General features: G+C 60.2%; 27 protein-coding genes and 1 other RNA gene. 13 read left to right on the plus strand and 15 right to left on the minus strand.

Features of this window, described 5'->3' with window-relative positions; all coding sequences use genetic code 11:
• Position 1: 1 nt before the first annotated feature.
• On the plus strand, positions 2-1,090 hold the full coding sequence (locus LOL23_RS16700) for a BMP family ABC transporter substrate-binding protein (protein ID WP_160982125.1): 1,089 nt from the start codon (positions 2-4) through the stop codon (positions 1,088-1,090).
• Positions 1,091-1,342: 252 nt separating this feature from the next.
• On the opposite strand, the gene LOL23_RS16705 is transcribed toward LOL23_RS16700, so the two are convergent.
• A complete protein-coding gene (locus tag LOL23_RS16705; protein ID WP_160982127.1) occupies positions 1,343-1,816 on the minus strand; it encodes a PaaI family thioesterase in 474 nt (157 codons plus the stop codon).
• A gap of 132 nt (positions 1,817-1,948) precedes the next feature.
• On the opposite strand from LOL23_RS16705, the gene LOL23_RS16710 reads away from it, so the two are divergent.
• Positions 1,949-2,539 carry a copper chaperone PCu(A)C gene (locus LOL23_RS16710; RefSeq protein WP_160982129.1) on the plus strand — a complete coding sequence of 197 codons (591 nt, stop codon included), beginning with the start codon at positions 1,949-1,951 and terminating at the stop codon, positions 2,537-2,539.
• A 132-nt stretch (positions 2,540-2,671) separates the two neighbouring features.
• On the opposite strand, the gene LOL23_RS16715 is transcribed toward LOL23_RS16710, so the two are convergent.
• From LOL23_RS16715 to LOL23_RS16755, 9 genes are all read right to left on the minus strand, one after another.
• Positions 2,672-3,511, minus strand: coding sequence for an alpha/beta fold hydrolase (locus LOL23_RS16715; protein WP_160982131.1), 840 nt, complete (start codon positions 3,509-3,511; stop codon positions 2,672-2,674).
• A gap of 39 nt (positions 3,512-3,550) precedes the next feature.
• Entirely contained in the window at positions 3,551-4,234 is a 684-nt protein-coding gene (gene ybgF / locus LOL23_RS16720; RefSeq protein ID WP_160982133.1) for a tol-pal system protein YbgF, read from the minus strand.
• A 69-nt stretch (positions 4,235-4,303) separates the two neighbouring features.
• Positions 4,304-4,807: a peptidoglycan-associated lipoprotein Pal gene (gene pal, locus LOL23_RS16725; protein ID WP_160982135.1), complete on the minus strand. Its 504-nt coding sequence runs from the start codon at positions 4,805-4,807 to the stop codon at positions 4,304-4,306.
• Positions 4,808-4,843: 36 nt separating this feature from the next.
• Positions 4,844-6,085: a Tol-Pal system beta propeller repeat protein TolB gene (tolB, locus tag LOL23_RS16730; RefSeq protein WP_202411827.1), complete on the minus strand. Its 1,242-nt coding sequence runs from the start codon at positions 6,083-6,085 to the stop codon at positions 4,844-4,846.
• An 82-nt stretch (positions 6,086-6,167) separates the two neighbouring features.
• The gene (gene tolA, locus LOL23_RS16735) at positions 6,168-7,331 is read right to left on the minus strand and encodes a cell envelope integrity protein TolA (RefSeq protein WP_237173947.1); all 1,164 of its coding nucleotides are present in this window, start codon (positions 7,329-7,331) and stop codon (positions 6,168-6,170) included.
• On the minus strand, positions 7,331-7,771 hold the full coding sequence (gene tolR / locus LOL23_RS16740) for a protein TolR (RefSeq protein ID WP_237173948.1): 441 nt from the start codon (positions 7,769-7,771) through the stop codon (positions 7,331-7,333). The genes tolA and tolR overlap by 1 nt, the downstream gene beginning before the upstream one ends.
• Complete coding sequence (gene tolQ, locus LOL23_RS16745) at positions 7,771-8,445, minus strand: protein TolQ (protein ID WP_160982143.1); 675 nt, start codon at positions 8,443-8,445, stop codon at positions 7,771-7,773. Before tolQ ends, tolR begins: the two co-directional genes overlap by 1 nt.
• A gap of 2 nt (positions 8,446-8,447) precedes the next feature.
• The gene (gene ybgC, locus LOL23_RS16750) at positions 8,448-8,873 is read right to left on the minus strand and encodes a tol-pal system-associated acyl-CoA thioesterase (RefSeq protein WP_255772788.1); all 426 of its coding nucleotides are present in this window, start codon (positions 8,871-8,873) and stop codon (positions 8,448-8,450) included.
• A gap of 62 nt (positions 8,874-8,935) precedes the next feature.
• Complete coding sequence (locus LOL23_RS16755; RefSeq protein WP_237173949.1) at positions 8,936-10,669, minus strand: proline--tRNA ligase; 1,734 nt, start codon at positions 10,667-10,669, stop codon at positions 8,936-8,938.
• Positions 10,670-10,733: 64 nt separating this feature from the next.
• Between LOL23_RS16755 and LOL23_RS16760 the strand changes: the two genes are divergently transcribed.
• Genes LOL23_RS16760 through LOL23_RS16770 form a run of 3 tightly spaced genes read left to right on the plus strand, consistent with a single transcriptional unit; the run spans position 10,734 to position 13,467 of the window.
• Positions 10,734-11,300, plus strand: a complete 567-nt coding sequence (locus LOL23_RS16760; protein WP_160982149.1) for an RNA pyrophosphohydrolase — start codon at positions 10,734-10,736, stop codon at positions 11,298-11,300.
• Entirely contained in the window at positions 11,281-11,958 is a 678-nt protein-coding gene (locus LOL23_RS16765) for a response regulator (RefSeq protein ID WP_160982151.1), read from the plus strand. The genes LOL23_RS16760 and LOL23_RS16765 overlap by 20 nt, the downstream gene beginning before the upstream one ends.
• 45 nt (positions 11,959-12,003) lie before the next feature.
• A complete protein-coding gene (locus LOL23_RS16770) occupies positions 12,004-13,467 on the plus strand; it encodes a sensor histidine kinase (protein WP_160982153.1) in 1,464 nt (487 codons plus the stop codon).
• A gap of 25 nt (positions 13,468-13,492) precedes the next feature.
• On the opposite strand, the gene LOL23_RS16775 is transcribed toward LOL23_RS16770, so the two are convergent.
• The 3 genes from LOL23_RS16775 to LOL23_RS16785 all read right to left on the minus strand — a co-directional run bounded on the left by LOL23_RS16775 (position 13,493) and on the right by LOL23_RS16785 (position 16,632).
• Positions 13,493-14,401 (minus strand): NAD(P)-dependent oxidoreductase, encoded by a 909-nt coding sequence (locus tag LOL23_RS16775; protein WP_160982155.1) that lies wholly within the window; start codon positions 14,399-14,401, stop codon positions 13,493-13,495.
• Positions 14,402-14,647: 246 nt separating this feature from the next.
• Entirely contained in the window at positions 14,648-16,153 is a 1,506-nt protein-coding gene (locus LOL23_RS16780) for a tripartite tricarboxylate transporter permease (protein ID WP_237173950.1), read from the minus strand.
• Positions 16,154-16,170: 17 nt separating this feature from the next.
• Positions 16,171-16,632, minus strand: coding sequence for a tripartite tricarboxylate transporter TctB family protein (locus LOL23_RS16785; RefSeq protein ID WP_160982159.1), 462 nt, complete (start codon positions 16,630-16,632; stop codon positions 16,171-16,173).
• Positions 16,633-16,964: 332 nt separating this feature from the next.
• Here LOL23_RS16785 and LOL23_RS16790 point away from each other — a divergent pair, with 332 nt between their 5' ends.
• The 4 genes from LOL23_RS16790 (at position 16,965) to LOL23_RS16805 (ending at position 18,766) form a co-directional block, all read left to right on the plus strand.
• Entirely contained in the window at positions 16,965-17,369 is a 405-nt protein-coding gene (locus LOL23_RS16790; RefSeq protein WP_160982161.1) for a hypothetical protein, read from the plus strand.
• Positions 17,370-17,375: 6 nt separating this feature from the next.
• A complete protein-coding gene (locus LOL23_RS16795; RefSeq protein WP_160982163.1) occupies positions 17,376-17,687 on the plus strand; it encodes a cell division protein ZapA in 312 nt (103 codons plus the stop codon).
• A 46-nt stretch (positions 17,688-17,733) separates the two neighbouring features.
• Positions 17,734-17,918, plus strand: a non-coding RNA gene (gene ssrS / locus LOL23_RS16800) — 6S RNA.
• A gap of 98 nt (positions 17,919-18,016) precedes the next feature.
• Positions 18,017-18,766, plus strand: a complete 750-nt coding sequence (locus LOL23_RS16805; RefSeq protein WP_237173951.1) for an SIMPL domain-containing protein — start codon at positions 18,017-18,019, stop codon at positions 18,764-18,766.
• On the opposite strand, the gene lgt is transcribed toward LOL23_RS16805, so the two are convergent.
• The gene (gene lgt, locus LOL23_RS16810; protein ID WP_160982165.1) at positions 18,717-19,514 is read right to left on the minus strand and encodes a prolipoprotein diacylglyceryl transferase; all 798 of its coding nucleotides are present in this window, start codon (positions 19,512-19,514) and stop codon (positions 18,717-18,719) included. The genes LOL23_RS16805 and lgt overlap by 50 nt on opposite strands.
• Before the next feature lie 250 nt (positions 19,515-19,764).
• On the opposite strand from lgt, the gene LOL23_RS16815 reads away from it, so the two are divergent.
• Together LOL23_RS16815 and msrA are read left to right on the plus strand one after the other, a co-directional pair.
• Positions 19,765-20,148 (plus strand): c-type cytochrome, encoded by a 384-nt coding sequence (locus LOL23_RS16815; RefSeq protein WP_160982167.1) that lies wholly within the window; start codon positions 19,765-19,767, stop codon positions 20,146-20,148.
• On the plus strand, positions 20,141-20,668 hold the full coding sequence (gene msrA / locus LOL23_RS16820; RefSeq protein ID WP_237173952.1) for a peptide-methionine (S)-S-oxide reductase MsrA: 528 nt from the start codon (positions 20,141-20,143) through the stop codon (positions 20,666-20,668). Before LOL23_RS16815 ends, msrA begins: the two co-directional genes overlap by 8 nt.
• 110 nt (positions 20,669-20,778) lie before the next feature.
• On the opposite strand, the gene hppD is transcribed toward msrA, so the two are convergent.
• The gene (gene hppD / locus LOL23_RS16825) at positions 20,779-21,915 is read right to left on the minus strand and encodes a 4-hydroxyphenylpyruvate dioxygenase (RefSeq protein WP_160982171.1); all 1,137 of its coding nucleotides are present in this window, start codon (positions 21,913-21,915) and stop codon (positions 20,779-20,781) included.
• 234 nt (positions 21,916-22,149) lie between these two features.
• Between hppD and LOL23_RS16830 the strand changes: the two genes are divergently transcribed.
• Positions 22,150-22,626, plus strand: coding sequence for an Lrp/AsnC family transcriptional regulator (locus LOL23_RS16830; RefSeq protein WP_160982173.1), 477 nt, complete (start codon positions 22,150-22,152; stop codon positions 22,624-22,626).
• Positions 22,627-22,755: 129 nt separating this feature from the next.
• On the plus strand, positions 22,756-24,450 hold the full coding sequence (locus LOL23_RS16835; protein WP_160982175.1) for a GMC family oxidoreductase: 1,695 nt from the start codon (positions 22,756-22,758) through the stop codon (positions 24,448-24,450).
• The last annotated feature ends 421 nt before the right edge of the window (positions 24,451-24,871 follow it).

A 24,871-nucleotide genomic window follows, 5' to 3' on the forward strand; every position in this document is an offset into this window, starting at 1 on the left:
CATGTCTGCAAAATCGCTACGCAAGGCATTATGCTGGATGGCGCTGGCACCGGCCCTGGCCTGCTCGTCTGTTTCCTATGCCCAAGAGCCGCTCAAAGTCGGTTTCGTGTATGTGAGCCCAATCGGTGAAGCCGGCTGGACATGGCAGCAGGACCTTGGCCGCCGCTACATGGAAAAGGAACTGGGCGACAAGGTCAAGACGCAATACGTCGAGAACGTGCCCGAAGGGGCGGATGCCGAGCGCGTTATCCGCGACCTTGCTCAACAAGGCAACAAGCTCATTTTCACGACCTCGTTCGGGTTCATGAACCCCACGCTCAAAGTTGCCCGGCAATTCCCCGACGTGAAGTTCGTGCACTCCACCGGATACAAGACGGCGCCCAACGTTGCCACCACCAATGCGCGCTTCTACGAGGCGCGCTATCTGGCCGGCATCATCGCGGGCAAGATGACCAAGTCTAATGTCGCGGGCTATGTCGGCGCCTATCCGATTCCCGAAGTCCTGCAGGGGATCAACGCTTTTACACGCGGCATGCGCAGTGTCAACCCGCAGGCCGAAGTGCGCGTCATCTGGGTCAATAGCTGGTTCGACCCGGGCAAGGAGCGCGATGCCGCGCTGGCATTGCTCAGCCAGGGGGCGGATATTGTCACGCATCACACCGACTCCACCGCCACGGTGCAGGCGGCCGAAGAAAAGGGCAAGTACGCGATCGCCTACCACTCCGACATGCAGAAGTTTGGCCCCAAGGCCCAGCTCGCTGCGGTGACCCATCACTGGGGCCCTTACTTCACCAAAGAAGCGCGCGATGTTCTCGATGGCAAATGGAAGGCTGATCAGACCTGGGGCGGCCTGAAGTCTGGCATGGCTGCCATAGAGGCCTTCAACCCGGCGCTGCCCGAAGACGTGGTCAAGCTGGTGAAGGAAAAGCAGCAGGAGATCATCGACGGCAAAATGACGCCCTTTGATGCACCTCTCCTCGACAACAAGGGCAAGGCCGTGCTCGAATCCGGCGCGCTGGACGATGCGGGGCTAAACAAAATGAACTACTACGTCCAAGGCGTTGCGGGCAGCCTGCCCACGGCCAAGTAATCGCAAACACGATGGGGGCGGCCACCCCCGCGCCGCCTGTTCAACAGGCCGTTCGGGCACATACGCAGCGGCGCACACGCACTGAAAGGCGATGCTCGTGGAAGGTCTAGCCAAGCGGGGGGATTTCAGGGTGAGCATATTGCCCTGCTTTTTCTTGGCCTCAGCCGCGAGCCTGCCCACGCTGCGACCGACCGCCAGGGCTTTCAATGGCCTGAGCGAACAGGGCGCGTAAGCGCGCCGCCCAGGGGTGGTTCAACCGGTGGAGGTGGCCGGCCGCCGGCCAGGCAGTGCCCACGTGCTGATTGCCTGCGCCACGGGCTCGCCGCCGAGCGCAGGCGTCAGCAGTACCTCGCCCGCCGCCAGCCGGCCCGTCTTGAGTATGGTTGCCCGCGCCAGCACGCCGCCCGGTGGTGCCTTGCGCAGAAAATTCATAGTCAGGCTGGCGGTGACCGCATCGGGGTTGCCGGTGGTGCCGACCACCGCAGCGTAAAGCGCCAAGTCTGCCAAGCCCATCAGCATTGGCCCTGCAATCATGCCACCGCGCCGCTGGTGCGCACTGCGATCGGGTAGCCGCAATAGTGCGGTGCCGTACTCGATTTCCAGGATATCCACATCCAGTATGGTGGAAAACGGGTGATGGGTTTCAAGCAGATGCTCGAATTCGGCCACCGTGATGGCTGGCGCTTTTTCCGCGGGATGCTCTGGTGTTGTGGTGGCAGGTTCCATGACGGGGCGCAAAGTGATGGGGCAACCCCCATAGTACACTCGCCAAGGTACGGCATGGCGGATAGGCTCCGGGGTGGGCGTATTCGACATCCGGACACCTGAAACTCGGTTGCACTGGATAGTGAGGATCAAATGAGAATTCGCATATTGGCTGGCATGCTGTTTCTGGGTGCCGTATCGCTGCCGCTGGCGGCGGGCGCTGCGCAAGGCGGCCATTCGATGCAAGGGCAGGGGGCAATGCAACACGGCGGCATGGGCATGCAAGGGCAAGGGGGCCACGGCATGGCGGGCGCAATGCACGGCGTTACGGCCGATTTCGCCGACCGCCTGGCCAATGCCAGCGTGTCCACAACGCTGGTCGTATCCGACTGCTGGATTCGCTCGCTGCCGGCGCCTGCGCCGTCGGGCGGTTATTTCAGCCTGCGCAACAACGGCGACAAGCCGGTCACGCTATTGGCTGCCGCCTCACCCGCTTACGGCATGGTTATGCTGCATCGCACGACGAACGAAGGCGGCATGAGCCGCATGTCCGAAACGCATGAGATCTCGGTCGATGTGGGTGGCACCCTCGAATTCAAACCTGGTGGCTATCATCTCATGCTGGGGCACGCGCCATCTGCACCTGTGGTCGGCAGCAAGGTCGATCTTGAATTGCTTTTCGATAACGGCCAGAAGGCCGTCACCCAGTGCGAAATCAGGCCTGCCAACGCAAAAATCCATTAGCAAGGCTAGGTAAGGTTGCCGGCGGTTTATCCGTGCGGGCAGCCTGTTTTCGCAAGGCCATCATTGCATTGACGCGCAAGCACTGGTTTACTGCGCAGAGGTATGCGTTGTCGCGCCGGTCGGGCGGCGAATTTACACCTTGCTCGCCTGCACCTGTTCCATGAACTCGCCAACGGCGGCATTGAAGGCGCGCGGGTTGGCAAGGTTCATGCCATGCGCCGCCATCCGTATAGTTACGCGCCGCGCGGCCGGCACGGCTGCCTGCAGCGCATCCAGCCGGCTTTGATAGCGCGGGGCGCTATTGGCACCGCCGATCAACAGTAACGGGCACCGCAGGCTGCGCATCTGGCCGGTGCTTACCGCTGGGTGAGACTCCCGCGCCTGCGACAGCAGCGTGGCACTATTGTCGTGCACCATGTCTTTGAACCAGCCGGTCATCTGGCGCCAAGTGCCTGGGCCGTTCACGTTATCCACAAACCCCGCAAGGGCCGCATCGGCATCACCCGCAGCCATGAGATCGGCCATTTCGCCATGGATGAGCCGCTTTTCAGGCTCACCCTCGAGGCGAAAGCCCGGATCGGCCAACATCAGGCTTCGTATCGATCCTGGTGCCCGCAGCGCCGTTTCGAATGCCACCTGCGCGCCGCGCGAATGCCCCAGCAGATGCACCGGCTGGCCGCCGAAAGCGGCGCGGATGAATGCGGCGAGATCGTCGGCATGCTGGGCAATACTGAACAAGGGGTCCGGTTGCGGTAAGGCCTGCGGCCAGTAGCCGCGCAGGCTCGGCGCCACGACGTGCCAGCGCTGCCCAAGCGCGGGAAACTGCCACCGCCAATAACGATAGTCGCACAGCGAGCCATGAACCAGCACGAGAGGGATACCCTGGCCGGTTTCGGCATAATGGACGGTGTGGTCCGCCAGGGAATAGATGTGATCCGGCGGTGGAAACTGCGCAGTGGCACCAGGGTGCATGGTTCTCGGTTGCGTAGGTATTGCGGGGGGCATGCGCCCTTACTGGAGCAGCTTCAGGCGGCTCTTGGCGGTTTCCGCAGCAGCGGTGTTGGGGTAGTCTTTGACGATGCGCTGCAGGCTGGACTTGGCGCCGTTCATGTCGTTGAGCTCGACTTGGCTGGCGGCGATAACCAGCAGTGCGTCCGGCGCGCGCGGGTCGTCGGGCGTGTCGCGCAGCAAGCCTTGCAGGCCTTGTATAGAGCCTTTGAAGTCTTTTGTGGCGTAGCGGCTGCTGCCTAGGTAAAAACGCGCCTCCGTGGCCAACTGGCTGTCGGGGTATGACTGCAGGAACTGGTTGAAGCTGGCGGCAGCCTCGGCGTATTTGCCGGCCCGGAACAGGCTCATTGGGCCTTCGAACGCAGCTTGCTCCTGCGGGTCTGCCACCTGCGGCGTGGTATCGCCTGTTTGTTCAGCCCCTTGCTGTGTTTTTACCTTCCAGTTTATCTGTTCGATCTGGCCGCGCAGGTTGGCAACTTCTTGCTGCAGCATCTCGATGCGATCGGCTTGCTGCAGCCTGGCCTGGCGGCTTTGCTCGGTCAACTGGCGTACCTGTTCGCGCAGTTCGAGGATGGCGCGGCGTGCTTCGTCATCCGCCAGGGCCAGCGCGGGCGATGCATACAAGGCGGACAAGGACATGGCAAGGCCAAGCGCGGCGGCGCGTAATGGTGGAAGGTATGCACTCATATTTGGTCCCGTCAAAAAAAAAGCCGCGGCGGGGAGCCGCCACGGCGTACTGTAACCCACTAGCGGATATTATCGCTGATACACGACATCCGCACGGCGGTTTTCGGCGTAGTCCGCTTCGGTATTGCCCAGGGCGCGGGGGCGCTCTTTACCGAAGCTGATGGTTTCGATCTGGTTGGCGTTGACGCCCAGCAGGGACATCATGCGGCCAACCGCGTCGGAACGGCGCTGGCCCAGAGCCAGGTTGTACTCGGCGCCGCCACGGGCGTCGGCGTTACCTTCGATGCGGATCTTCTGCTGGGGATGGCCCGACAGATAAGAAGCATGCATTTCCACGAGGCTACGGTATTGCTCGGGCACGGTGTAGCTGTCAAACTCAAAGTACACCGAGCGCTGTTGCGCCAGGGGGCTTTGAGGATTGAACGGGTCCATCACCTGGCCGGTGGCGGCGCCGCCAGCACCGGCGCCGGTACCGGCACCGCTAGCGGATTGATCCAGAGGCACCGAGCTGCAGGCTGCGAGTGAAGCGGCGAAAGCGGCAATGGTGAGGGTTTTTGCGATGCGCGAGCTCATTTGAGTTCCTTTGAGAAAGAGTCACACGTTAACTAATTAATTGGTAAATGGCCCCCAGGTCGGTTCACGTACTTTGCCATTCAGTGCCGAGAGGGTTTGACGAACCCGCCCGTCTACTGACGTGACAGCCAGAACGCTACGGCCGCCTTGGACAGAACTGTAGAGGATCTGCATGCCATTGGGTGCAAAACTGGGTGATTCGTCGTCCGGGCCGGCAGTAAGCAACTGCTCCGAGCCGGTGCCGAGTTCCTGTAGTGCGATCCGGAATGCGCCATCTCTTCTTGTAACGTACACCAGCTTGTTACCATCTGGGGAGAGGGCCGGTGAGATATTGTAACTCCCGTTGAAGGTTATACGTTGGGCGTCTCCGCCAGAAACGGGAACTTTGTAAATCTGGGGGTTGCCACCACGATCACTGGTAAAGACAAGTGATCCACCATCGGGGGTGTAAAACGGCTCGGTATCGATCAGGGGTGAGCGCATCACGCGGCGCAGCCCGTTGCCATCGGCGCCAATGGTATAGATTTGGGAGATACCGTCGCGAGACAGCACCAGAGCCAGTTGCTGGCCGTTGGGAGCCCACGCGGGCGCGCTGTTATTGCCTTTGAAGTTTGCGAGCGGCACCCGCTGGCCCGTAGCAAGGGTTTGTACGTATACAACTGGCTTGTTGAGTTCGAAGCTTACGTATGCCAGACGCTTGCCGTCAGGCGACCAGGCGGGCGAAATAATCGACTGTTTAGAGCGCAGCATGACCTGCGGATTCTGGCCGTCGGCGTCCGCAATTTGTAACTCGTAAGTGTCGCCTTTTTGCAACACGTAAGCCAGGCGCGTAGAGAAAACCCCTCGAATTCCGGTGATTTTTTCGTAGATTCGGTCGGCGATCTGGTGGGAAATGCGGCGCAATTCTTTTTCGGTGCCGCTGAACGCAACCCCGTCGAGCTGCCGGCGGCCCACAGAATCAACGAGTCGATAGTTGACGTTGTATTGACCGCCCGATTGGGTAATGGTGCCATAGGCTAGATAATCTGCGCCCCGATTGCGCCAGTCGTCGAACGCGATCGAGCTATTGACGTCAAGGTTGGCGCCGGTGGCGTTGACCAGACGGAACTGCCCCGAACGGGTCAGGTCGGCGCGGATGACTTCTGCCACGCTCTGGCCATGCGCATCGCCGCTGAAGTTGGCAATAGCGATGGGGTACTGTGTGGCGCCCACGCCGGAGATATCGACACGCAATTGCGCCTGCGCGGACTGGGCACCAAACATGGTTGCCGCAGCCATGACCGCGCTACATGTGAACGCCCGCCAACTGGGCCCCCGGGTTGGGGTGGTGGATGGGACAACTGCCATATCTGGAATCTCCTTAATCGTACATCCGATAGTCTCCTTCGATCACCGAAGGATACTTGCCTGACGGCGGTTTGGGGAAGGGCGAGCAGGCCTCAAGGCCTTTGCGCACAGCATTGTCGAAGCCGGCGATGCCCGAAGAACGGCGTATGTCGACATTCTTGACTGTACCGTTCGAATTCAGTTGCACGCTGTATTTTACTGTCGGGTTGGCCGACCCGCGGCGCGGCGGCACGTTGAAGATCACGTTGGGGCGCACGCAGGCGCGCACCTGGGCCGCATAGCCGCCATCGCCGCCGCCGCCACCAGCCTGGTTGCGATCGGCTGTGCCGCCGGGTATGCCGGCAGCCCCCATGGCGTCACTACGCATAGCTTCACGCAATGCTTCACGCTTGGCAGCTGCGGCCTTCTCGGCAGCAGCTTTTTTGGCTGCGGCTTCCTTGGCCTTTTTCTCGGCGGCCGCCTTTTCGGCCTCGGCCTTCTTGGCGGCCTCTTCCTTGGCTTTGCGCTCGGCGGCCGCTTTTTCGGCTGCAGCTTTCTTGGTGGCCTCTTCTTTGGCCTTGCGTTCGGCGTCTTCCTTGGCTTTGCGTTCGGCATCAGCCTTGGCTTTGCGCTCAGCCTCTAGCTTCGCCTTGCGTTCGGCTTCTTCCTTGGCCTTGCGCTGCGCCTCTTCCTTGGCCTTGCGTTCCGCCTCCTGCTTCGCCTTGAGTGCGGCCTCTTCGCGCGCCTTCTGTTCGGCGGCGAGCTGTGCCGCTTTGCGTTCTTCGGCCTCTTTCTTTTCGCGTGCCTTGCGGGCTTCTTCCAGGGCGATGTCAGGGTCGACCTGCGGCTCGGGTGCAGCCTTGGGCTCAGGAGGTGGCGGAGGCGGCGGCGGGGGGGGCGGCGGCGGTGGCTCCGGTTCGGGTTGCGGCTCGGGCTCGGGCTCGGGCTGTGGCGGCGTCGCGGCTTCGTCGGCGACTTCGGGTTCGGTTTCTGGCTCGGATGCCGTGGGTGTGGTGCCCTCCGCCCAGAGTTCGATCTGGACGGGGTTTGGCGTCTTGGGGCTGGACACCATGCCGACCAGCATGAGGATGATCAGCGCGGCGTGAATACCGACCGCAAAACCCAGCGCGCGACGTTCGTCGCGCTGCTCTGGCGTGCGAATGTGCTTGCGTACGTTGCGATTCTGTTTGAGCTTCATTACTTGGCGTTGGGGCCGGCTGTTTGATCCACTAGCAAGCCGAGGCGCGTGACGCCGCTGCCGCGGAGCTGATCCATGACCTTCATCACTGTTTCGTAAGGAACACGGCCGTCGGCGGCGATGACGACCGGAGTGTCGGCTGTGGAGCGCGCCTGTACCTCGGCGACCAGCTTTGCACTGTCGATGGACTGGAACTCTGCGCCAGCATCACGGGTGCGGACCGCGATCTGGCCGTCTTTGTCGAGCTGGACTTCGACCGGTTTGATCTGCACTTCCGATGCCCGGCCGACCGAGGGAAGCTCGATCAGCCCGGGAGTGATCATGGGGGCCGTGACCATGAAGATCACCAACAACACCAGCATGACGTCGATATAAGGAACGACGTTGATCTCATTCTTGAGTCGGCGGGAGCGGCCCAGGCCGCCGCGTGCGGATGGCATCAGTGCACCTGACGTTGGAGTATGTTGAGAAACTCGTCGACGAAGCTGTCAAAGCGGATGGAGAGCCTGTCGATTTCATTGGTGTAACGGTTGTACGCGACAACGGCCGGGATGGCGGCGAACAGACCGATGGCCGTGGCTACCAGGGCCTCCGCGATGCCGGGCGCCACAGCGGCGAGCGTGGCTTGTTGCATGGACGACAGCCCCATGAAGGCGTGCATGATACCCCACACCGTGCCCAGCAGGCCGATGTATGGGCTTACGGAGCCGGCTGACGCCAGGAAGTTCAGGTGAGACTCAAGGCTGTCCATTTCGCGTTGGTAGGCGGCGCGCATGGCGCGGCGGGGGCCGTCGAGCATGGCGTCGTGGTTGCCGCCGCCGCGCCGAGCCTTGATGAATTCAGTCATGCCGGCGTCAAAGATGCGAGCCAGCGCGCCGTGCTCGGCTCGCCGGGATGCTACAGCCTGCTGAAGCACTGAAAGGTCGCCACCGGCCCAGAAATCGTCTTCAAAGCGACGGGTCTGTTCATTGGCGCGCTTCAGCGCAGCATATTTGCTGAAAATGTATGTCCAGGAGAGTATCGAGATGGCGAGCAGGATCAGCATCACCAGTTGAACCGGTACACTGGCGTCAAGTACCAGTGAAATCAGCGAGAGGTCGCTCGTGGGTTGCATGGTTAGTTTTTAGCCTTGTCCAGTAAGGTTCTAAGTTCGGAAGAGAAGGGTGCCGGCCGAAAGGTACGGTCTTCTATGCAGCACACTTGGATGCCGCCGGAGCACAGCAGTTCCCCGCCGCGGGTGGCGGTTTGCTCGAAACGTATCGAGGCGGCGCCAACCCGCGTGATGATGCTTTGGATCGCGAGCAGATCATCGAGCCTTGCCGGCTTGCGGTAGTGTAGATCAACGTCCTTGACAACAAATATGCGGTGTTCCCTGGCGGCAAGTTCGGATTGGCTGACACCCAGGCTACGCAGCCATTCTGTTCTGGCGCGTTCGAAGAACTTCAGATAGTTGGCGTAGTAAACCACGCCCCCGGTGTCAGTGTCTTCGTAATATACGCGAATATCGATGCGGAATGAGGTATCGGGTGTTTCTGTCGGCATGACTTTCGTTAAGTGGTGTGACACACACTTACTGCAGGGCGGAGCGGCCGCCCTGCAACCAGTTACAGCGTTTCCAGTTGTGCCAGCGCGGCGTTGACAGCCTCGTCGATTGCTACTTTTGCCGCTTCGGCCTGCCGACGCGACTGAATCTCGACGATACCGTCTTTCAGGCCCCGGTCACCCACGGTAATCCGCAGGGGCACACCGATCAATTCCCAGTCGGCGAACATAATGCCTGGGCGCGTATCGCGGTCATCAAGCATGACATCCAGGCCTTTGGCGGTCAGCGCATCATATATTGCTTGGGCTGTGTTGCGAACGGTTTCACTTTTGTGCCAACCCACGGGGCAGATCACAACCTCATAGGGCGCAATGGCACGCGGCCAGATGATGCCCTTGCTATCGTGGTTCTGTTCGATGGCTGCCGCCGCGATGCGGCTTATTCCGATGCCATAGCAACCCATCTGCATCAGCGTGGGCTTACCGTCGGTGTCCAGGAAGGTGGCGTTCATGGCGCGCGAATACTTGTCGCCCAGGAAGAATACATGGCCAACCTCGATGCCGCGCTGGATCGCCAGTGTGCCGCCTTGTGGATCGGGATCGCCCGCCACAACGTTGCGCAGGTCGGCGACCTCGGGTTCGGGCAGGTCGCGGCCCCAGTTCACGCCAGTGTAGTGGAAGTCTTTCTCGTTGGCGCCGCAAATGAAATTGCTCATGTTGGCCACCGTGCGGTCGGCAATGATGCGCACCGGCTTTACTGTATCGATGGGGCCCAGGTAGCCCGGCTCGGTACCGAAGGTTTCAGCGATTTCTTCTTCTGTGGCGAAACGGTACCCATTGTCCAGGCCCGCAAGCTTGCTCACCTTGATTTCGTTCAGTTCATGATCGCCGCGCACCAACAGCAGCCAGATCTGCGCATCGCCCGGCTTTTCTGGGTCGTCGGTAGCCAGCACCACCGATTTCACGGTGTCCGCAAGCGGACGCCCGAGCTGTTCGGCCACAAGCTCGCACTTGGGCGCGCTGGGCGTAGGGGTTTTGAACAGCGCTTCGGTGGCGGGACCGCGCTGGGCCAGCAGGCTGGGCGCCTCGGCCAGTTCGATATTGGCGGCATATTGAGAATCGGGGTTGTACACGATCAGGTCTTCGCCAGTGTCGGCAATGACCTGGAACTCGTGGCTGCGAGAGCCGCCGATAGAGCCGGTATCGGCCGCTACCGCCCGGAATTCCAATCCCAGACGGGTAAAGATGCGCATGTACGCGTCGAACATGGCGTCGTAGCTGGCTTGGGCTGCGGCTTCGTCACGGTCGAAGGAGTACGCGTCTTTCATCGTGAATTCGCGCCCGCGCATCAGGCCGAAGCGTGGTCGGCGTTCGTCGCGGAATTTGGTCTGGATATGGTAGAAATTGACGGGCAGCTGCCGCCAGCTGTGTATTTCGTTGCGGGCGATGTCCGTGATCAGCTCTTCCGACGTAGGTTGCAGGATGAAATCGCGCTGATGGCGATCTTTGAGGCGCAGCAGTTCGGCGCCGTACTGTTCCCAACGCCCCGATTCGGCCCAGAGTTCGGCCGGCTGCACCATGGGCATCAATAGTTCGATGGCGCCAGCGCGGTCCATTTCTTGACGGACGACGGCTTCAATCTTGTGCAGAACCCTCAAGCCTAGGGGCATATACGAATAGATGCCGCCGGCCGCCTTGCGGATCATGCCGGCGCGTGTCATGAGCTGATGGCTGACAACTTCGGCTTCCGCGGGTGCTTCTTTTAGCGTGTTGATGTGATACTTGCTTGCATGCATGGTGAGGATCTCTGCAGATACGTATAATCAGTGATAATTGTATTGAATTCGTTTGAGGTGGCCCATGCTGGACCGTGAAGGCTACCGTCCTAATGTCGGCATTATCCTCGTAAATCAGAAAAACGAGGTGTTTTGGGGTAAACGTATCCGGGAGCATGCATGGCAGTTCCCGCAAGGGGGCATCAAGTACGGCGAAAGCCCCGTACAGGCCATGTACCGCGAGCTCCACGAAGAGGTGGGGCTGCTCCCAGAGCACGTTCGCATATTAGGCCGGACGCGAGATTGGCTGCGCTATAACGTGCCAAGCAATTTTATCCGGCGCGAGTCGCGCGGGCACTACAAGGGGCAGAAACAGATCTGGTTCCTGCTGCGCATGGTGGGCCGCGACTGCGACGTCTGCCTGCGCGCGAGCGACAGCCCCGAGTTCGACGCCTGGCGTTGGAGCCCCTATTGGGTGCCACTCGATGTCGTTATCGAGTTCAAGCGCGAAGTCTATACGCTTGCCCTGAACGAACTTGCGGGCATCCTGTTTCGGCGCGGCCACGAGTCGCGCTATCTGCGCCAGCGTGTCCAGCATCAGCGCGCCCTCGCCAACGAAATCAAGCCTCCCCATGCGCGTACTGCTGGTTGAAGACGAGCGCGACATGTCCGCGTGGCTCGAACGCGCGCTGGCGCAAAGTGGGTTCGAGCCCGAGCCTGCGTTCGATGCGGCCACGGCCGAACACATGTTGTCCACCAACGATTACGATGCCGTAATCATGGACTTGCGTCTGCCAGACAAACATGGCTTGGTGCTGCTGCGCGAGATGCGCAACCGAGGCGACGTCACGCCCGTGCTTATTCTCACAGCCCAGGGCGCCCTGCAGGATAGGGTGCGCGGCCTCAACCTTGGCGCTGATGACTTTCTCACCAAACCGTTTGCCCTCGAAGAGCTCGAGGCCAGGTTGGCTGCGCTGGTGCGCCGCAGCCGGCGGCGCGAGCCTGCGCAGGCGCAGTGCGGTTCGCTGGTGTACAACAGCGAAAGTCGGGCGTTTACCTTGGCCGGGACGTTGCTGCACCTTACGCCGCGCGAACAGGCCGCGCTGGCCGTGCTTATTACCCGCATTGGCTCGCCTGTCGAAAAGGGCCAGCTCTATAGCAGGGTGTTCGATCACGATAGCGACGCCAGTCTGGACGCCATCGAGGTGGTGCTGCACCGTCTTCGCAAGAAGCTGGCCGGCAGCGACGTCCATATCGTTACGGTAAGAGGCTTGGGCTATATGCTCGAAAGCATGGATACCAATGCCTGACACCTACTGCAAATGAAATGGTACGCGCCCCGGCCTCGCGGCAGCATGCACTTCTGGTTGCTGGTGCTGCTCATCCCCGGCACCATCACACTCTTGCTGATTGACAGCTGGAACGATTACAAGGCAGCGTCTCGCGTCACGCAAGAAGTTTTCGATGTGGCACTGCTCGAACCCGCCCGCCTGCTTGAGACCAGCGTTGGCTTCAACGACGACGGCACCTTGCGCATCGACCCGCCGTTTTACGCGCAGGTCATGTTCGAATCGCGGGCAGGTAGCCGCAAATATTTTCGGGTCGAAGAGATCGCTCCCCCCGTTCGCAACCTGGCAGGTTTGCACGCCAGGCTCCCCGAAGGCCGTACGCTGATCGGTATGCAGGGCTTGCCGCGCCCGCCCATACTGGCTGGGGATGAAGGCCAGCCGGCGTTCTACACAGGCATGTTCCGCAACGACGAAGTGCGCATGGTCTCCATCTGGCGCGACTTGCACCATGACGGGCAGCAGCGCCAAGTATTGGTATTGGTGGGCGAAAGCATAGATTTGCGGTTGCGTACGCAACAAGAGGCATGGCGCCAAGGCTTGTTCCGAGACGGCCGCATGCTGATCCTGGCTGTGCTGCTTGTGTGGTTCAGCGTCGAATGGGCATTGCGCCCATTGGTGCAGTTGCGTCGCGAAATCAAGGCCCGCACAGTGGACGATCTCATGCCACTGGACGATCAGGATGTTCCCCGCGAAATCGTGCCCCTGGTGCGCGCCGTGAACCATCATATCGGCTTATACCGGCAAGTACTCGATAAACAAGCCCAGTTCCTCGCCGACGCCTCGCATCAGTTGCGCACCCCGCTGGCCATTATGCGTACGCAGGTGCAATATGCCCTGCGCGAGCCTGATGGCCAGCGCGTGCGCGAAACGCTCGAGGCCATTATCCGCCAGCTCGGTCAGACCACGCGACTTACCGAGCAACTGCTTTCGCTGGCGCATGCCAGCCGGAAAGACGCAACGCCCCAGGCACGTGTAGACCTGAACCAGTTGGCGCGTGAAGTCGTGTTGCAATACCTGCCGCTCGCGCGAGAACGCCATCAGGATCTGGGCTGGATCGATTTTCGGGACCATGGCCCGAGCCAAGCCTCGTCGGGTGTGTGGGTGTTGGCCAGTGACGCCGAAATCTACGAAGCTATTGCCAACCTAGTCCACAACGCGATCAACCACGCCGGAGGCGGGTGCACCATTACGGTCAGTTCTGGGTTGGATGCCACCAGCGCGTGGGTCATTGTTTGCGACAATGGCACCGGCCTGGATGCGTCGCTGCGCGAGAGCGTATTTGTGCGCTTTGATCGTGGTGGGCCGGCGCGCAAAGGTATGCGGGGTAGCGGATCGGGGCTGGGGTTGGCTATCGCGCGCGCGTATGCTGAGCGCAACCGCGGCACGATAGAGCTGCTTGACGGCGACCCCTCGCAGGATGGAGGGGTGGGGCTTTGTGCCTTGCTGCGCCTGCCGCGGCTTGCCGGCTAACCCTCGGCACGGGCGGCCTGTCGGCTCAGCGCTTGCGCAGTCGCGTGATCAGGCTCGATGTATCCCAGCGGTTGCCGCCCATCTGCTGTACGTCTGCATAAAATTGGTCGACCAACGCGGTAACGGGGACGCGCGCACCATTGCGACGCGCTTCGTCCATGGCCAGGCCCAGGTCTTTGCGCATCCAGTCCACCGCAAAGCCAAAGTCGAATTTTCCTTCCACCATGGTGCGGCCGCGATTTTCCATCTGCCAGCTCTGTGCCGCGCCTTTGCTGATCACGTCCAGCACCTGGTTCATGTCCAGCCCGGCTGCCTCACCAAATGCAATCCCTTCGGATAGGCCCTGAACCAGACCTGCAATGCAGATCTGATTCACCATCTTGCATAACTGGCCAGCACCAGGTTCACCCAGCAATGTCACAGCTTGAGCGTAGTGCAGAGCCAGCGGGCGGATGCGATCGAATTGCGCCTGTTCGCCGCCGCACATGACGGTGAGCATGCCATTGACGGCGCCGGCCTGTCCGCCGGAAACAGGAGCGTCTACAAAGCCGATGCCTTTGTCTGCCGCCGCTGCGTGCAGTTCGCGCGCAACATGGGCCGAAGCGGTTGTGTGATCTACATATATTGCGCCGGCACGCATGCCTGCGAGTGCGCCGTCATCGCCAAGCACCACACTGCGCAGATCGTCATCGTTGCCCACGCATGAAAACACGACGTCGGCCGCTCCGGCGGCATCGCGCGGCGTACGCGCGGCCGCGCCGCCAAACTCGCGCGCCCATGTCTCCGCCTTGGAAAATGTGCGGTTGTAGACGGTGACATCGTGGCCCGCGCGGGCCAGATGGCCAGCCATGGGAAAGCCCATGACACCCAGGCCCAAAAACGCGACACGGGTGCGAGGATGCGAATCATAGGCTCTGGCATTGATGGAAGACATAAGACGTTGGCTCCGTAGTTCGTAGTTGTTTGGTTTGTATCGATTATGGCTGCTGCGGGCGATGATGAGGGCAGGTTGAGGCGATCGCAGCGCAACCGGCTGGCTCGATCACCTTGCATCATGATAATAGCCGCGGCCCGGCAAATGAAAAAGCCCACCACGCATGATGCGGGTGGGCTTGGTGTAACAGTTGCGCCTGCTTTGCAGGCAAGGCGAAGCGCGAGGGCTTCGCCTTGCGGGTCGCAATCAGTCTTCTTCGACGAAGGCTTCTTCGCGCTTCTTCTTGACCGAAGGCAAGGCAACCAGCACAACCAGGATAGCAGCCATGACCAGCAGGGTCAGCGACAGCGGACGGGTGACGAAGGTGGTGTAGTCGCCACGCGCCAGCAGCAGCGCCCGTCGGAAGTTTTCTTCCATCATGGGCCCCAGCACCAGGCCCAGCAGCAGCGGCGCGCCTTCGCACTTAAGCTTGGCCCACAGGTAGCCGATGGCGCCGAAAGCCGCAGTCATCCATATGTCGAACACGTTGTAGTTCAGCGAATACACACCGATCGTGCAGAACACCAGAATGGCCGGGAACAAAATGCGATAAGGAACGTTCAGCAGCTTGACCCACAGACCCACCAACGGCAGGTTCAGGATCACCAGCATGAGGTTGCCGATCCACATCGAGACGATCAGGCCCCAGAACAGATCGGGGTGGCTGGTCATCACCTGGGGGCCAGGCTGGATGTTGTGGATCGTCATCGCACCGATCATCAGTGCCGTCACGGCGTTGCCGGGGATACCCAGCGTGAGCAGCGGGATGAACGAAGCCTGCGAGCCGGCGTTGTTGGCCGACTCGGGGCCCGCCAGGCCGGCTGGGTGGCCCTTGCCGAAGCGTTCAGGCTGCTTGGAGATTTTCTTCTCCATGGTATATGACGCGAACGAGGACAGCACTGCACCGCCGCCGGGCAGGATACCCAGTGCGCAACCAATTGCAGTACCACGCACCACCGCAGGCCAGGATTCTTTGAACTCTTGTTTATTGGGATACAACGTGCCGACCTTGCTGGTGATATCCACGCGCTGGTCGCGCAATTCCAGGTTGGTCATGATTTCGGAGAAGCCGAAAACGCCCATGGCAACCACGGCGAAGTCGATACCATCTTGCAGTTCGGGGATGCCGAAGTCGAAACGGGCCACCCCGGAGTTGACATCGGTGCCGATCATGCCCAGCAGCAGGCCCAGCAGAATCATGCAGATGGCCTTGGGCAGCGAGCCCGAAGCCAGCACCACGGCACCGATCAAGCCCAGCACCATCAGCGAGAAGTATTCGGCGGGGCCAAACTTAAAGGCCAGCTCGGCCAGCGGGGGCGCAAAACCGGCAATCACCAGCGTTGCCACGCAGCCCGCGAAGAACGAACCCAGCGCCGCAATGGCCAGGGCTGCGCCCGCGCGGCCGTTGCGGGCCATCTGGTGGCCGTCCAGCACGGTAACCACGGCCGAGGTTTCACCGGGCAGGGCCACTAGAATGGCTGTGGTGGAGCCCCCATACGCGGCGCCGTAATAGATACCGGCCAGCATGATCAGGCCTGCCACGGGCGGCAGCACATAAGTGATGGGCAGCAGCATGGCGATGGTGGGCACGGGGCCGATGCCGGGCAGCACCCCGATCAAGGTGCCCAACAGGCAGCCAAGCAGGCAGTAGGCCAGGTTTTCGAGTGAAAGAGCGACGGCGAAACCCGTTGCAAGGTGTTCAAACAGTTCCATGAATACGGCGCTCCTGCTTAGTTACCGATGAAGCTGGGCCACAGCGGGAAGATGAGGCCCAGGCCTTTGATGAAAGCGAGCCAGACAAAGAGCACCAGCCCGATGGCGGTGGCGAGCGCCACCTTCCAGCTGAACTCGTGGCTGGCCAGACTGCTCAGCACCACCAGCAGGAACACAGAGAGATATACGCCCAGATAGTTCAGCACGGCGCCGCACAACGCCACTGCGCCGATGACGATGACCAGAATCTTGAAATCGAACTTTTCGACATGATGCTCTTGCGCTTTGGGCGAAAGAGCACCAAGCGCCACGACGGCGCCAAGCACGGCAAGGCACACGCCGAGCCAGAACGGGAAATAACCCGGGCCCATGCGGGCAGCGGTGCCCATTGAATAACTAGTCGCGCCGAGCGCAAATCCGACGCCCAAGGCGACGAACATTAGGCCGGACCAGAAGTCCTGTCGGTTTCTGAGCTGCATGTTGATGAAATCTCCCTCACAGCATGTTTGAATGGAAGCTGCCGTCGGCGACAACGTGTATGAACGCCAAACAGCCACAACACGGGGCCGGGCCCCGTAAAAGGTGAGGAATGGTAATGGAGCGGGTCTGCACTGAACAACCCCGATTTCCCCGCATCGATTCAGGGTTTACCCGCGAATCCGAGGTTTTTTTTGTATCAACTGAGCAAAACCGATCCAATGGAAACAAAAATGAAAGATAAATGAAAGGTTCTGGAAAGAGGTGTGAAAGGTTATGATTGCCTTTCATTTTTAAACCCCATGCCGCTTCGGGATGGTTTACGATAACGCCCATGTTGCAAGATCTCGATTCCCTCGCCGCCCGTATCGGGCAACTCGTGCAGTTCGCGCGTCAGCTGCAGGACGAGCGCTCGGCCTTGCAGGCTCGCGTGCGCATGGCAGAGCAAGAACGCGACGCACTGCGTGATCAACTCGCGCGCCAGCAAGCCGATCTGGCCTCAGTCAGCGAACGAAGCGCCGATCACGAGTCGCAGCTCGAAGCTCTGCGCACCGAGGCGCTCGCGGTGCAAACACAACTGCAGGCCGAGGTCGCGCGTCACCGCGCCGATTGTGAGTCACTGCAGCACAAATTCGATGCGAGCCAAAGTGACACCACACGGCTGCGCGCGGTGGCCGACAAAGCTCGCACGCAGATCGATTCCATTCTCATGCGGCTGCCCGGCGCCGCACAGGAGTAACCCGCCATGGAACGCGTAGATGTATCCATTCTGGGACGCGACTATTCCCTGGCGTGTCCCGCCTCTGAAAAAGAGGCTCTGCTGGCTGCGGTGCGGCATGTCGATCAACGTATGCTGCGCGTAAAAGGTACTGGCAAGATCACCAGCAACGAACGCATCGCCGTGATGGCGGCCATTCAGATCGCCAGCGAGCTGCTCTCCATGCGCGCGCCCGATGGCCCGATGGGCGGAGTTGCACTCGGCGAATTCAAGCGTAAAATTGATGCCATGAACGACATGCTGGATGAACTCCAGCCGCGCACCCAACAGCCACGGTAGCCGTGGCGCACGTTTATAGGCGCTTGCGTGGCAGGCGCCTTACCGTTAGTCCCTGCCGTGTTCGTGACTCGGCCATACATTCCTTGAACCAATGTCTATTGGCATAAGGTTGCTGGATTGACAAGCAGGAGAGATCGCCGCTTCGGTGGCGAACCCGAAACTTGACTGATAGCGACCACCTTGAACCTCAGGTTCCAGGATGCCGGCCTAGACGGCACATGCGGGGCAATTCTAAAAAGCCTGTCCTTTCCGGACAGGCTTTTTTCTTACAGAGGATCCATATGCATTCTTGCACGAAGATGGGTAAACGGTTGCCTGGGACTATATCGTTGCTTGCGTCATCGCGTTTGTCTGCGGTGCTGTTGGCACTGGTGGTGGCCGCGGGTATTACCGTTGCGCCTGGCGCACATGCCGAACCCGATGCTCAGGCGCATCAGCGCACCCACCAGAAATGGCCGCAGGCCACACTGCAGGCGCAAGCTGTGGCCGAGATCGCTCAAGACACAGTGCGCATCACACTAGCCACCGAGTTCAGCGACAACTCGCAGGCAACTGTTGCGCAGGCACTCAGCGAAACGCTCGAAGCGGTCATGAAGCAGGCGAAGGGGCATGCTGGAATTAAAGCCACGAGCGGCGATTACCGTATCTGGCCTATGAACGATCAAGACGGCAAGATCTCCAATTGGCGAGGTCGCGGCGAGATCGTGCTCGAATCCAAAGACTTTGCAGCGGCCTCGGTGCTTGCCGCCACGCTGGCCGATCGTATGCCCATCGCAGGGCTGCAATTTTTCGTTTCACCGCGCGCACGCGCCGATAAAGAGCAGGCACTGCTCGCCGATGCGGCTCAGGCCTTTCGCGATCGCGCGCAGGCTGTTTCGCAGGCCTTTGGCTATGCAGGGTACGAAATCCGCGAGGTCGACCTTGGGGGCGCTGGTGCGCGCTACGAGTCGGCGCCAGCGCCACGCATGATGGCGATGGCCACCGCGGACAAGCAGGCCAGCGTGCCGCTGGAGCCCGGCACTGAACGGGTTACCGTGATAGTGAGTGGTTCGATTTTTTTGCTGAAAGATAAAAAATAATCGCACCGACCACAATCATGGGCAAGGACAATAGCTGGCCCATCGATAAACCACCCGCAAGCAGGCCCAGGAATACGTCGGGCTCGCGGGTGAATTCGACCAGGAACCTGAACGTTCCATAGCCCATCAGAAACACTGCGCTGGTTTGCCCGATGGGCCGCGGCTTGCGGGCGAACCACCAAACCAGTGCAAAAAGCACGAAGCCTTCCAGCCCCATCTCGTACAGTTGCGACGGATGGCGGGGCTGCGTATCGCCTGCCTGAGGAAACACCATGCCCCAAGGGGCATGCGTGGGGCGGCCCCATAGTTCGCCATTAATGAAGTTGCCGAAGCGGCCTGCCGCCAGGCCCAGAGGGATCAGCGGCGCAACGAAGTCGCCGATTTCCAATAAGGTCTTGCCGCGCTGCCGGGCAAAAAGAAGCAGCACGATCACAACGCCGATGAGGCCGCCGTGAAAAGACATGCCGCCTTCCCACAGATAGAAGATGTGCAAGGGCTGTGCGATATAGTCTTCGAACTTATAGAAGAATACATAGCCAAGCCGTCCGCCGATGACAACACCCAGCACGCAGTAAAAGATCAGGTCTTCGAGATCGCGCAAAGTGAGATCAGACAGGCCGCGCTTAATACGCCAGCGACCCAGCACCCACACCAGTGCGAACCCCAGCAAATACATCAATCCGTACCAGTGAATAGCGACGGGGCCCAGCTGCAGGGCGACGGGATCGAACTTTGGATACTGCAACATGGTCCATCCTGGAAGGTTCGTTGATGTGGCGCGCGGCAGGCGCATTGTGGCGGCAATCCGCAGGAGTCATTATCGTCGATAATGAAAGCTTATATATAGTTGCGCTGTGGTGTCTGTCATGCGCTTCATCGGTGCCGATGGCTAGGGCGGCATTACGTTCCGCTGGCGCGGCTTGCCGACGCGGGCGTACTGAACGGGGCATATCGTTAACGTTTGTTTGCGAGCAGCATGATTTGCTGAGGTTGGTTCAATGATTTCAAGATTTACACTGGCAGTATTCTCAATATTGGCTGCATCCATGGCGCAACAGACCTTTGCGCAAAACGAAGCCGGTATGGATCTCGCGCGCGTGAAAAGCTGCCTGGCCTGTCACCAGGTCAATGAAAAGCGCGTCGGCCCCGCATTCACCGTGATCGCTGAACGCTTTGCAGGTAGTGCCGCAGCGCAGGACTATCTTGCCAACTCAATCCGCAACGGCAGCCGGGGTCGCTGGGGCGCGGTGCCGATGCCGGCGCAGCGGCAGGTCAATGCAGCCGATGCGCAACTGCTTGCGGCATGGATACTTTCTCTCATACCACGCGTGCAAGCTGGTGACGCCGCGCGGATGGAACACAAAGGAGCCAAGCATGACTGAAACAGCGATACTCGGCGGCGGCTGCTTCTGGTGCACCGAAGCCGTGTTTCTGGCATTGCGCGGTGTGCTTGCGGCAGCCCCGGGGTATGCGGGCGGCCACGTCGATCGTCCCACGTATGAGGCCGTGTGCGCCAAGGCAACCGGCCATATCGAGGTGGTGCGGGTTGTGTTCGACCCGGCCATCATCGATTTCTCCACACTGCTCAAGGTTTTCTTTGCCACTCACGACCCCACTACGCTTGACCGCCAGGGCGCCGATGTGGGGCCGCAGTATGCATCCGCCATTTTCTGTCAGAGCGATGCGCAACGCGATACTGCGGTGGCTGTAATCGAGGAAGTGCAGGCGGCGCTGGGCGAACCGGTGGTGACGCAGGTGCGCGATGCTGCCACGTTCTGGCCCGCTGAAGACTATCACCACGACTTTTACGCCCGCAATCCGTGGCAGGGCTACTGCCAGGCAGTGATATCGCCGAAGATGGCGAAGCTCCGCCGGCACTACGCCCGTCTGCTTTCCACCTGATGCGTGGATCTTGCAAATGGTATGGGTACCTGCACCACTGCGTACTTGCTATGTAATGGTGCAGGCTCCAAGTGTGGCGTATTTCGTTTCGCCAGTTTCTGTGCAGGCGGCTAGGCCTGTGCGGCCTCAGCATCTGTGCCACCGGGCTTCAATACCCCGCGCCGCATCTGGTCCAGTTCTATCGACTCGAACAGCGCTTTGAAGTTGCCTTCGCCGAAGCCGTCATTGCCTTTGCGCTGGATGATCTCAAAGAAGATAGGGCCTATCTGATTTTCGGTGAAGATCTGCAATAGCAAGCCGCCGCCGGGCGCACCGTCGAGCAGGATGCGGTTCTTGCGTAGCCGTTCGATGTCTTCGCCGTGGCCGGGCAGGCGGTTTTCCAGCAATTCGTAATACGTATCGGGCGTGTCCAGAAAAGTCAGCCCGGCGGCGCGCAATTGTTCCACCGTCTGGTAGATATCGTCGGTGGCCAATGCGATGTGCTGGATGCCCTCGCCGTGGTACAGATCGAGATATTCCTGGATCTGGCCTTTTTCCTCCGTGCCTTCTTCATTGATGGGAATACGGATGTGGCCGCAAGGCGACGTCATGGCTTTGGACTTTACGCCGGTGATTTTGCCTTCGATATCGAAATAGCGGATTTCGCGGAAATTGAACAGGCGCTCATAGAATGACGCCCATTCAGCCATCCGGCCCTTGTATACGTTGTGGGTCAGGTGGTCCACCATGGTCAGGCCTGCGCCGCGGTGCGTCAGGTCGTTCTCGGCCGAATCGGGATCCAGGGGTTCGAAGTCCACATCGTAAATGCTGATGTCGCCGATTCCGTGGTGACCGTCTTTGCCGCGCCAGCGGTCAACCATATAAATCAGCGAATCTCCGATCCCTTTGATGGCCGGTATCTTCAGCTCCATCGGGCCGCTGCCCGAATCAAAGCCCCAGGCACCTAGTTCCAGTGCGCGCTTGTATGCGGCGGCCGCGTCGTTCACGCGGAACGCGATGGCACAGATGGAGGGGCCATGCAGGCGGGCAAAGCGCTGCGCGAATGAGTCGGGTTCGGCGTTGATCAGGAAATTGATGCCGCCTTGTCGATAGAGCGTCACGTTCTTTTTGCGGTGACGTGCGATCGGCTTGAAGCCCAGGGTTTCGAACACACGGCCCAATGCGGCGGGATCCGGTGCTGCATATTCAATGAATTCAAAGCCCGCCGTGCCCATGGGATTGTCCCATGGTTCAAAAGTAATGCTCATTGCTCGCTCCGTTTATCAAGTATCTATTTGTGGCGGCGTAGTCGCGAGGGTCGCGGATTCGATACCGCTGAGGCGTGTATGTGCCATGTGCAGGTCGCGTACTTCACCTTCGCTCTTGCGCCGCTGATAGTTGAAATTTTAAGAATAATCCCAGGGCAGGTGATTGCGAATATGACTATCATGCGCCATGATTGCGCTATTAAATTTCAGTAATCATAGATAAAAGGGTGGATAATGTCTGAAAACCAGCTGGATCGGACAGACCGACGTATATTGGCCGAGTTGCAGCGCAACGGCCGCTTGAGCAACCAGGACCTCGCGGAGCGGGTATCGCTCTCACCCAGCCCTTGCCTGCGGCGCGTTCGGCGGCTGGAAGAGGCAGGCTTCATCAAGAACTATGTCGCGGTCGTCGAACCCGAAAAAGTTGGGCTCAAGCTATTGGCCTATGTGTCGATCCGGCTAAATAAGGTGCTGCGCTCCAGTCATGCCCCCATGTCCGACTTCGCACGCGATGTCCAGCACTGGCCTGAGGTTGTTGAGTGCTACGCGATGTCGGGCGACATGGACTACCTCTTGCGAATCCAGGTCGAAGACCTGACCCGATTTTCCAGCTTTGCCATGGATACGTTGATGAAGCATCCGGCGGTGGTGGACATGCGTTCCAGCTTTGCTCTCCAGCGCATCAAAGAAACCACCGCGATTCGCGTCTAATGCTGGAGGGGTTGCATCGAGCTGGGTCGATCAACGCGGCTTGGCTGGTAGAAACCGCCATGGCGGTTTCGCGATGCGGCTGCTACGCTCGGATGCGGTTCAGCACCATATTTATAAAGTGAGACAAGCATGTCGGACCTTGAGTTTGACTACATCATTATCGGCGCGGGTACTGCGGGCTGCTTGCTCGCCAATCGCCTGAGTGCGCGCCCCGGCACCCGTGTGCTGCTGATCGAAGCGGGCGGTAGTGACAGCTATCACTGGATACACATCCCGGTTGGCTATCTATATTGCATCGGCAATCCCCGTACCGATTGGTGTTTCAGCACCATGCCTGATGCAGGGTTGAACGGGCGTACGCTGCGCTATCCCCGCGGCAAAACTCTGGGCGGCAGCTCCAGCATCAACGGCATGATTTATATGCGCGGGCAGGCGCGCGACTATGATGAATGGGCCCGCGCCACGGGTGAGTCAGCGTGGTCCTGGGAAAACGTCTTGCCCGATTTCATGCGGCACGAGAACCACTATCGTATGGATGCGCAGCCAAGCAATATGGGTGGCGCAATCGATGAGGGGTTCGCGCAATTTCACGGAGGCGGCGGCGAATGGCGGGTCGAGAAGCAGCGACTGCGCTGGGATATCCTTGACGCGTTTGCGAAGGCCGCTGAACAGGCGGGCATCCCTGCGTCAGATGATTTCAACCAGGGCAGCAACGAGGGCGTTGGGTATTTCGAGGTCAATCAGAAAGGCGGCTGGCGCTGGAATGCCGCCAAGGCGTTTTTACGGCCGGTATGCATGTCCCGCACCAATTTCAGTTTATGGACGCGCACGATGGTGGAGAGCCTGGATATTCAACGTGGTGCTGACGGGTCCTTGGTCTGCAAAGGTGCTACCGTGATCCGCAATGGGCGCCGACAGCGTGTGTTGGCTCGCCGCGAGGTCATTCTGAGCGCTGGCAGCATCGGTACGCCGCAGATACTCGAACGATCGGGCGTGGGGCTGGCGAGTATTCTGCAGCGCTTTGGTATTGATGTCGTACTGGACAGGCCGGGTGTCGGTGCGAACCTGCAGGATCATCTGCAGATTCGCACGGTATATAAGGTAGAAGGGGTAAAGACCTTGAATCGTCTGGCCGGCAGCCTGTGGGGTAAGACGCGGATCGGGCTTGAGTATGCGCTGCGCCGCACGGGTCCAATGAGCATGGCGCCGTCGCAGTTGGGCGCCTTTACCCGCAGTGATCCTTCCCAACCGTATCCCAATCTTGAGTATCACGTGCAACCGTTGAGCCTTGAGGCGTTTGGCGAACCGCTGCATGCTTTCAATGCATTCACGGCCAGCGTTTGCAACCTTAATCCCACCAGCCGTGGGTCTGTCCATATCCAGGGGCCGGGGCCTGAGGATGCGCCTGCCATCTGCCCCAATTATTTGGATACGGATGAAGACAGGCGGGTGGCAGCTGATTCGCTGCGTGTGACGCGCCGCATCGTGGCCCAGCCAGCCCTGGCGTCATATCGGCCTGTGGAATATAAGCCGGGGGTGCAGTATCAGTCAGACGAGGAGCTTGCGCGGTTGGCCGGCGATATTGCCACGACGATTTTTCATCCGGTGGGTACGGCGAAGATGGGTAAGGCGGACGACCCGCTGGCGGTGGTGGACCCGCACTTGCGGGTATATGGGGTCCGCGGGCTGCGTGTGGTGGATGCCAGCATCATGCCGTCTATTACCAGCGGCAATACCAACAGCCCGACGCTGATGATTGCTGAGAAGGCGGCGGCGTGGATTTTGCAGGAGCATCGCGCTACGCCGAGTGTCGCAGTGGCGTGATTGTGCGGGTGTCCTTCGCTTTTCTCTTTGTCCGTCTCGCTTCCCGGCTTTCTCTGTCCTGCCGGGGCTTGATCGATCTTCTCTTTGTCTGCTGTCTCCGCTTCGCCGTTGTTGCGCTTGCCCTGGTGTGCGTTTTAGATTGGCCGCCCTGGTCCGGGCGGGTGGGCGGGTGGAGAATGGGCGTGGCAGGCCCCATTGTTACAAATTAATTTAAGCGCTGGCGAATCAAGGGTTTGGGTGTGTTTGGCGGGGCAGGCGAGGCAAACGGGTGCGGATTTGGGGCGCGGCGGCTTGCGTGTCGCAAAATTGTCATGCTATAGTTCGCTCCCTCGCAACACCAACACCTCAGGGTTAACCCGAAGGTTGGGGTCGCAAGTCCCGGTTTACGGGGCGGTTGTCTCCCGGGGGAGCGCCGCCGGTG

This window comes from Paracandidimonas lactea, assembly GCF_021653995.1.
GTDB classification, from domain to species: domain Bacteria; phylum Pseudomonadota; class Gammaproteobacteria; order Burkholderiales; family Burkholderiaceae_B; genus Allopusillimonas; species Allopusillimonas lactea.

What these genes read in the sequence shown, in the direction of transcription:
- lgt (WP_160982165.1), bottom strand. Translation starts at nt 19,514, where the DNA reads ATGTTGCAGTATCCAAAGTTCGATCCCGTCGCCCTGCAGCTGGGCCCC.
- LOL23_RS16795 (WP_160982163.1), top strand. Translation starts at nt 17,376, where the DNA reads ATGGAACGCGTAGATGTATCCATTCTGGGACGCGACTATTCCCTGGCG.
- tolB (WP_202411827.1), bottom strand. Translation starts at nt 6,085, where the DNA reads ATGGCTGCGGCAACCATGTTTGGTGCCCAGTCCGCGCAGGCGCAATTG.
- LOL23_RS16715 (WP_160982131.1), bottom strand. Translation starts at nt 3,511, where the DNA reads ATGCACCCTGGTGCCACTGCGCAGTTTCCACCGCCGGATCACATCTAT.
- LOL23_RS16760 (WP_160982149.1), top strand. Translation starts at nt 10,734, where the DNA reads ATGCTGGACCGTGAAGGCTACCGTCCTAATGTCGGCATTATCCTCGTA.
- LOL23_RS16705 (WP_160982127.1), bottom strand. Translation starts at nt 1,816, where the DNA reads ATGGAACCTGCCACCACAACACCAGAGCATCCCGCGGAAAAAGCGCCA.
- ybgC (WP_255772788.1), bottom strand. Translation starts at nt 8,873, where the DNA reads ATGCCGACAGAAACACCCGATACCTCATTCCGCATCGATATTCGCGTA.
- tolR (WP_237173948.1), bottom strand. Translation starts at nt 7,771, where the DNA reads ATGCCATCCGCACGCGGCGGCCTGGGCCGCTCCCGCCGACTCAAGAAT.
- tolQ (WP_160982143.1), bottom strand. Translation starts at nt 8,445, where the DNA reads ATGCAACCCACGAGCGACCTCTCGCTGATTTCACTGGTACTTGACGCC.
- LOL23_RS16835 (WP_160982175.1), top strand. Translation starts at nt 22,756, where the DNA reads ATGTCGGACCTTGAGTTTGACTACATCATTATCGGCGCGGGTACTGCG.
- tolA (WP_237173947.1), bottom strand. Translation starts at nt 7,331, where the DNA reads ATGAAGCTCAAACAGAATCGCAACGTACGCAAGCACATTCGCACGCCA.
- ybgF (WP_160982133.1), bottom strand. Translation starts at nt 4,234, where the DNA reads ATGAGTGCATACCTTCCACCATTACGCGCCGCCGCGCTTGGCCTTGCC.
- LOL23_RS16755 (WP_237173949.1), bottom strand. Translation starts at nt 10,669, where the DNA reads ATGCATGCAAGCAAGTATCACATCAACACGCTAAAAGAAGCACCCGCG.
- LOL23_RS16830 (WP_160982173.1), top strand. Translation starts at nt 22,150, where the DNA reads ATGTCTGAAAACCAGCTGGATCGGACAGACCGACGTATATTGGCCGAG.
- pal (WP_160982135.1), bottom strand. Translation starts at nt 4,807, where the DNA reads ATGAGCTCGCGCATCGCAAAAACCCTCACCATTGCCGCTTTCGCCGCT.
- LOL23_RS16765 (WP_160982151.1), top strand. Translation starts at nt 11,281, where the DNA reads ATGCGCGTACTGCTGGTTGAAGACGAGCGCGACATGTCCGCGTGGCTC.
- LOL23_RS16700 (WP_160982125.1), top strand. Translation starts at nt 2, where the DNA reads ATGTCTGCAAAATCGCTACGCAAGGCATTATGCTGGATGGCGCTGGCA.
- LOL23_RS16770 (WP_160982153.1), top strand. Translation starts at nt 12,004, where the DNA reads ATGCACTTCTGGTTGCTGGTGCTGCTCATCCCCGGCACCATCACACTC.
- LOL23_RS16785 (WP_160982159.1), bottom strand. Translation starts at nt 16,632, where the DNA reads ATGCAGCTCAGAAACCGACAGGACTTCTGGTCCGGCCTAATGTTCGTC.
- LOL23_RS16710 (WP_160982129.1), top strand. Translation starts at nt 1,949, where the DNA reads ATGAGAATTCGCATATTGGCTGGCATGCTGTTTCTGGGTGCCGTATCG.
- LOL23_RS16775 (WP_160982155.1), bottom strand. Translation starts at nt 14,401, where the DNA reads ATGTCTTCCATCAATGCCAGAGCCTATGATTCGCATCCTCGCACCCGT.
- hppD (WP_160982171.1), bottom strand. Translation starts at nt 21,915, where the DNA reads ATGAGCATTACTTTTGAACCATGGGACAATCCCATGGGCACGGCGGGC.
- LOL23_RS16815 (WP_160982167.1), top strand. Translation starts at nt 19,765, where the DNA reads ATGATTTCAAGATTTACACTGGCAGTATTCTCAATATTGGCTGCATCC.
- LOL23_RS16780 (WP_237173950.1), bottom strand. Translation starts at nt 16,153, where the DNA reads ATGGAACTGTTTGAACACCTTGCAACGGGTTTCGCCGTCGCTCTTTCA.
- LOL23_RS16790 (WP_160982161.1), top strand. Translation starts at nt 16,965, where the DNA reads ATGTTGCAAGATCTCGATTCCCTCGCCGCCCGTATCGGGCAACTCGTG.
- msrA (WP_237173952.1), top strand. Translation starts at nt 20,141, where the DNA reads ATGACTGAAACAGCGATACTCGGCGGCGGCTGCTTCTGGTGCACCGAA.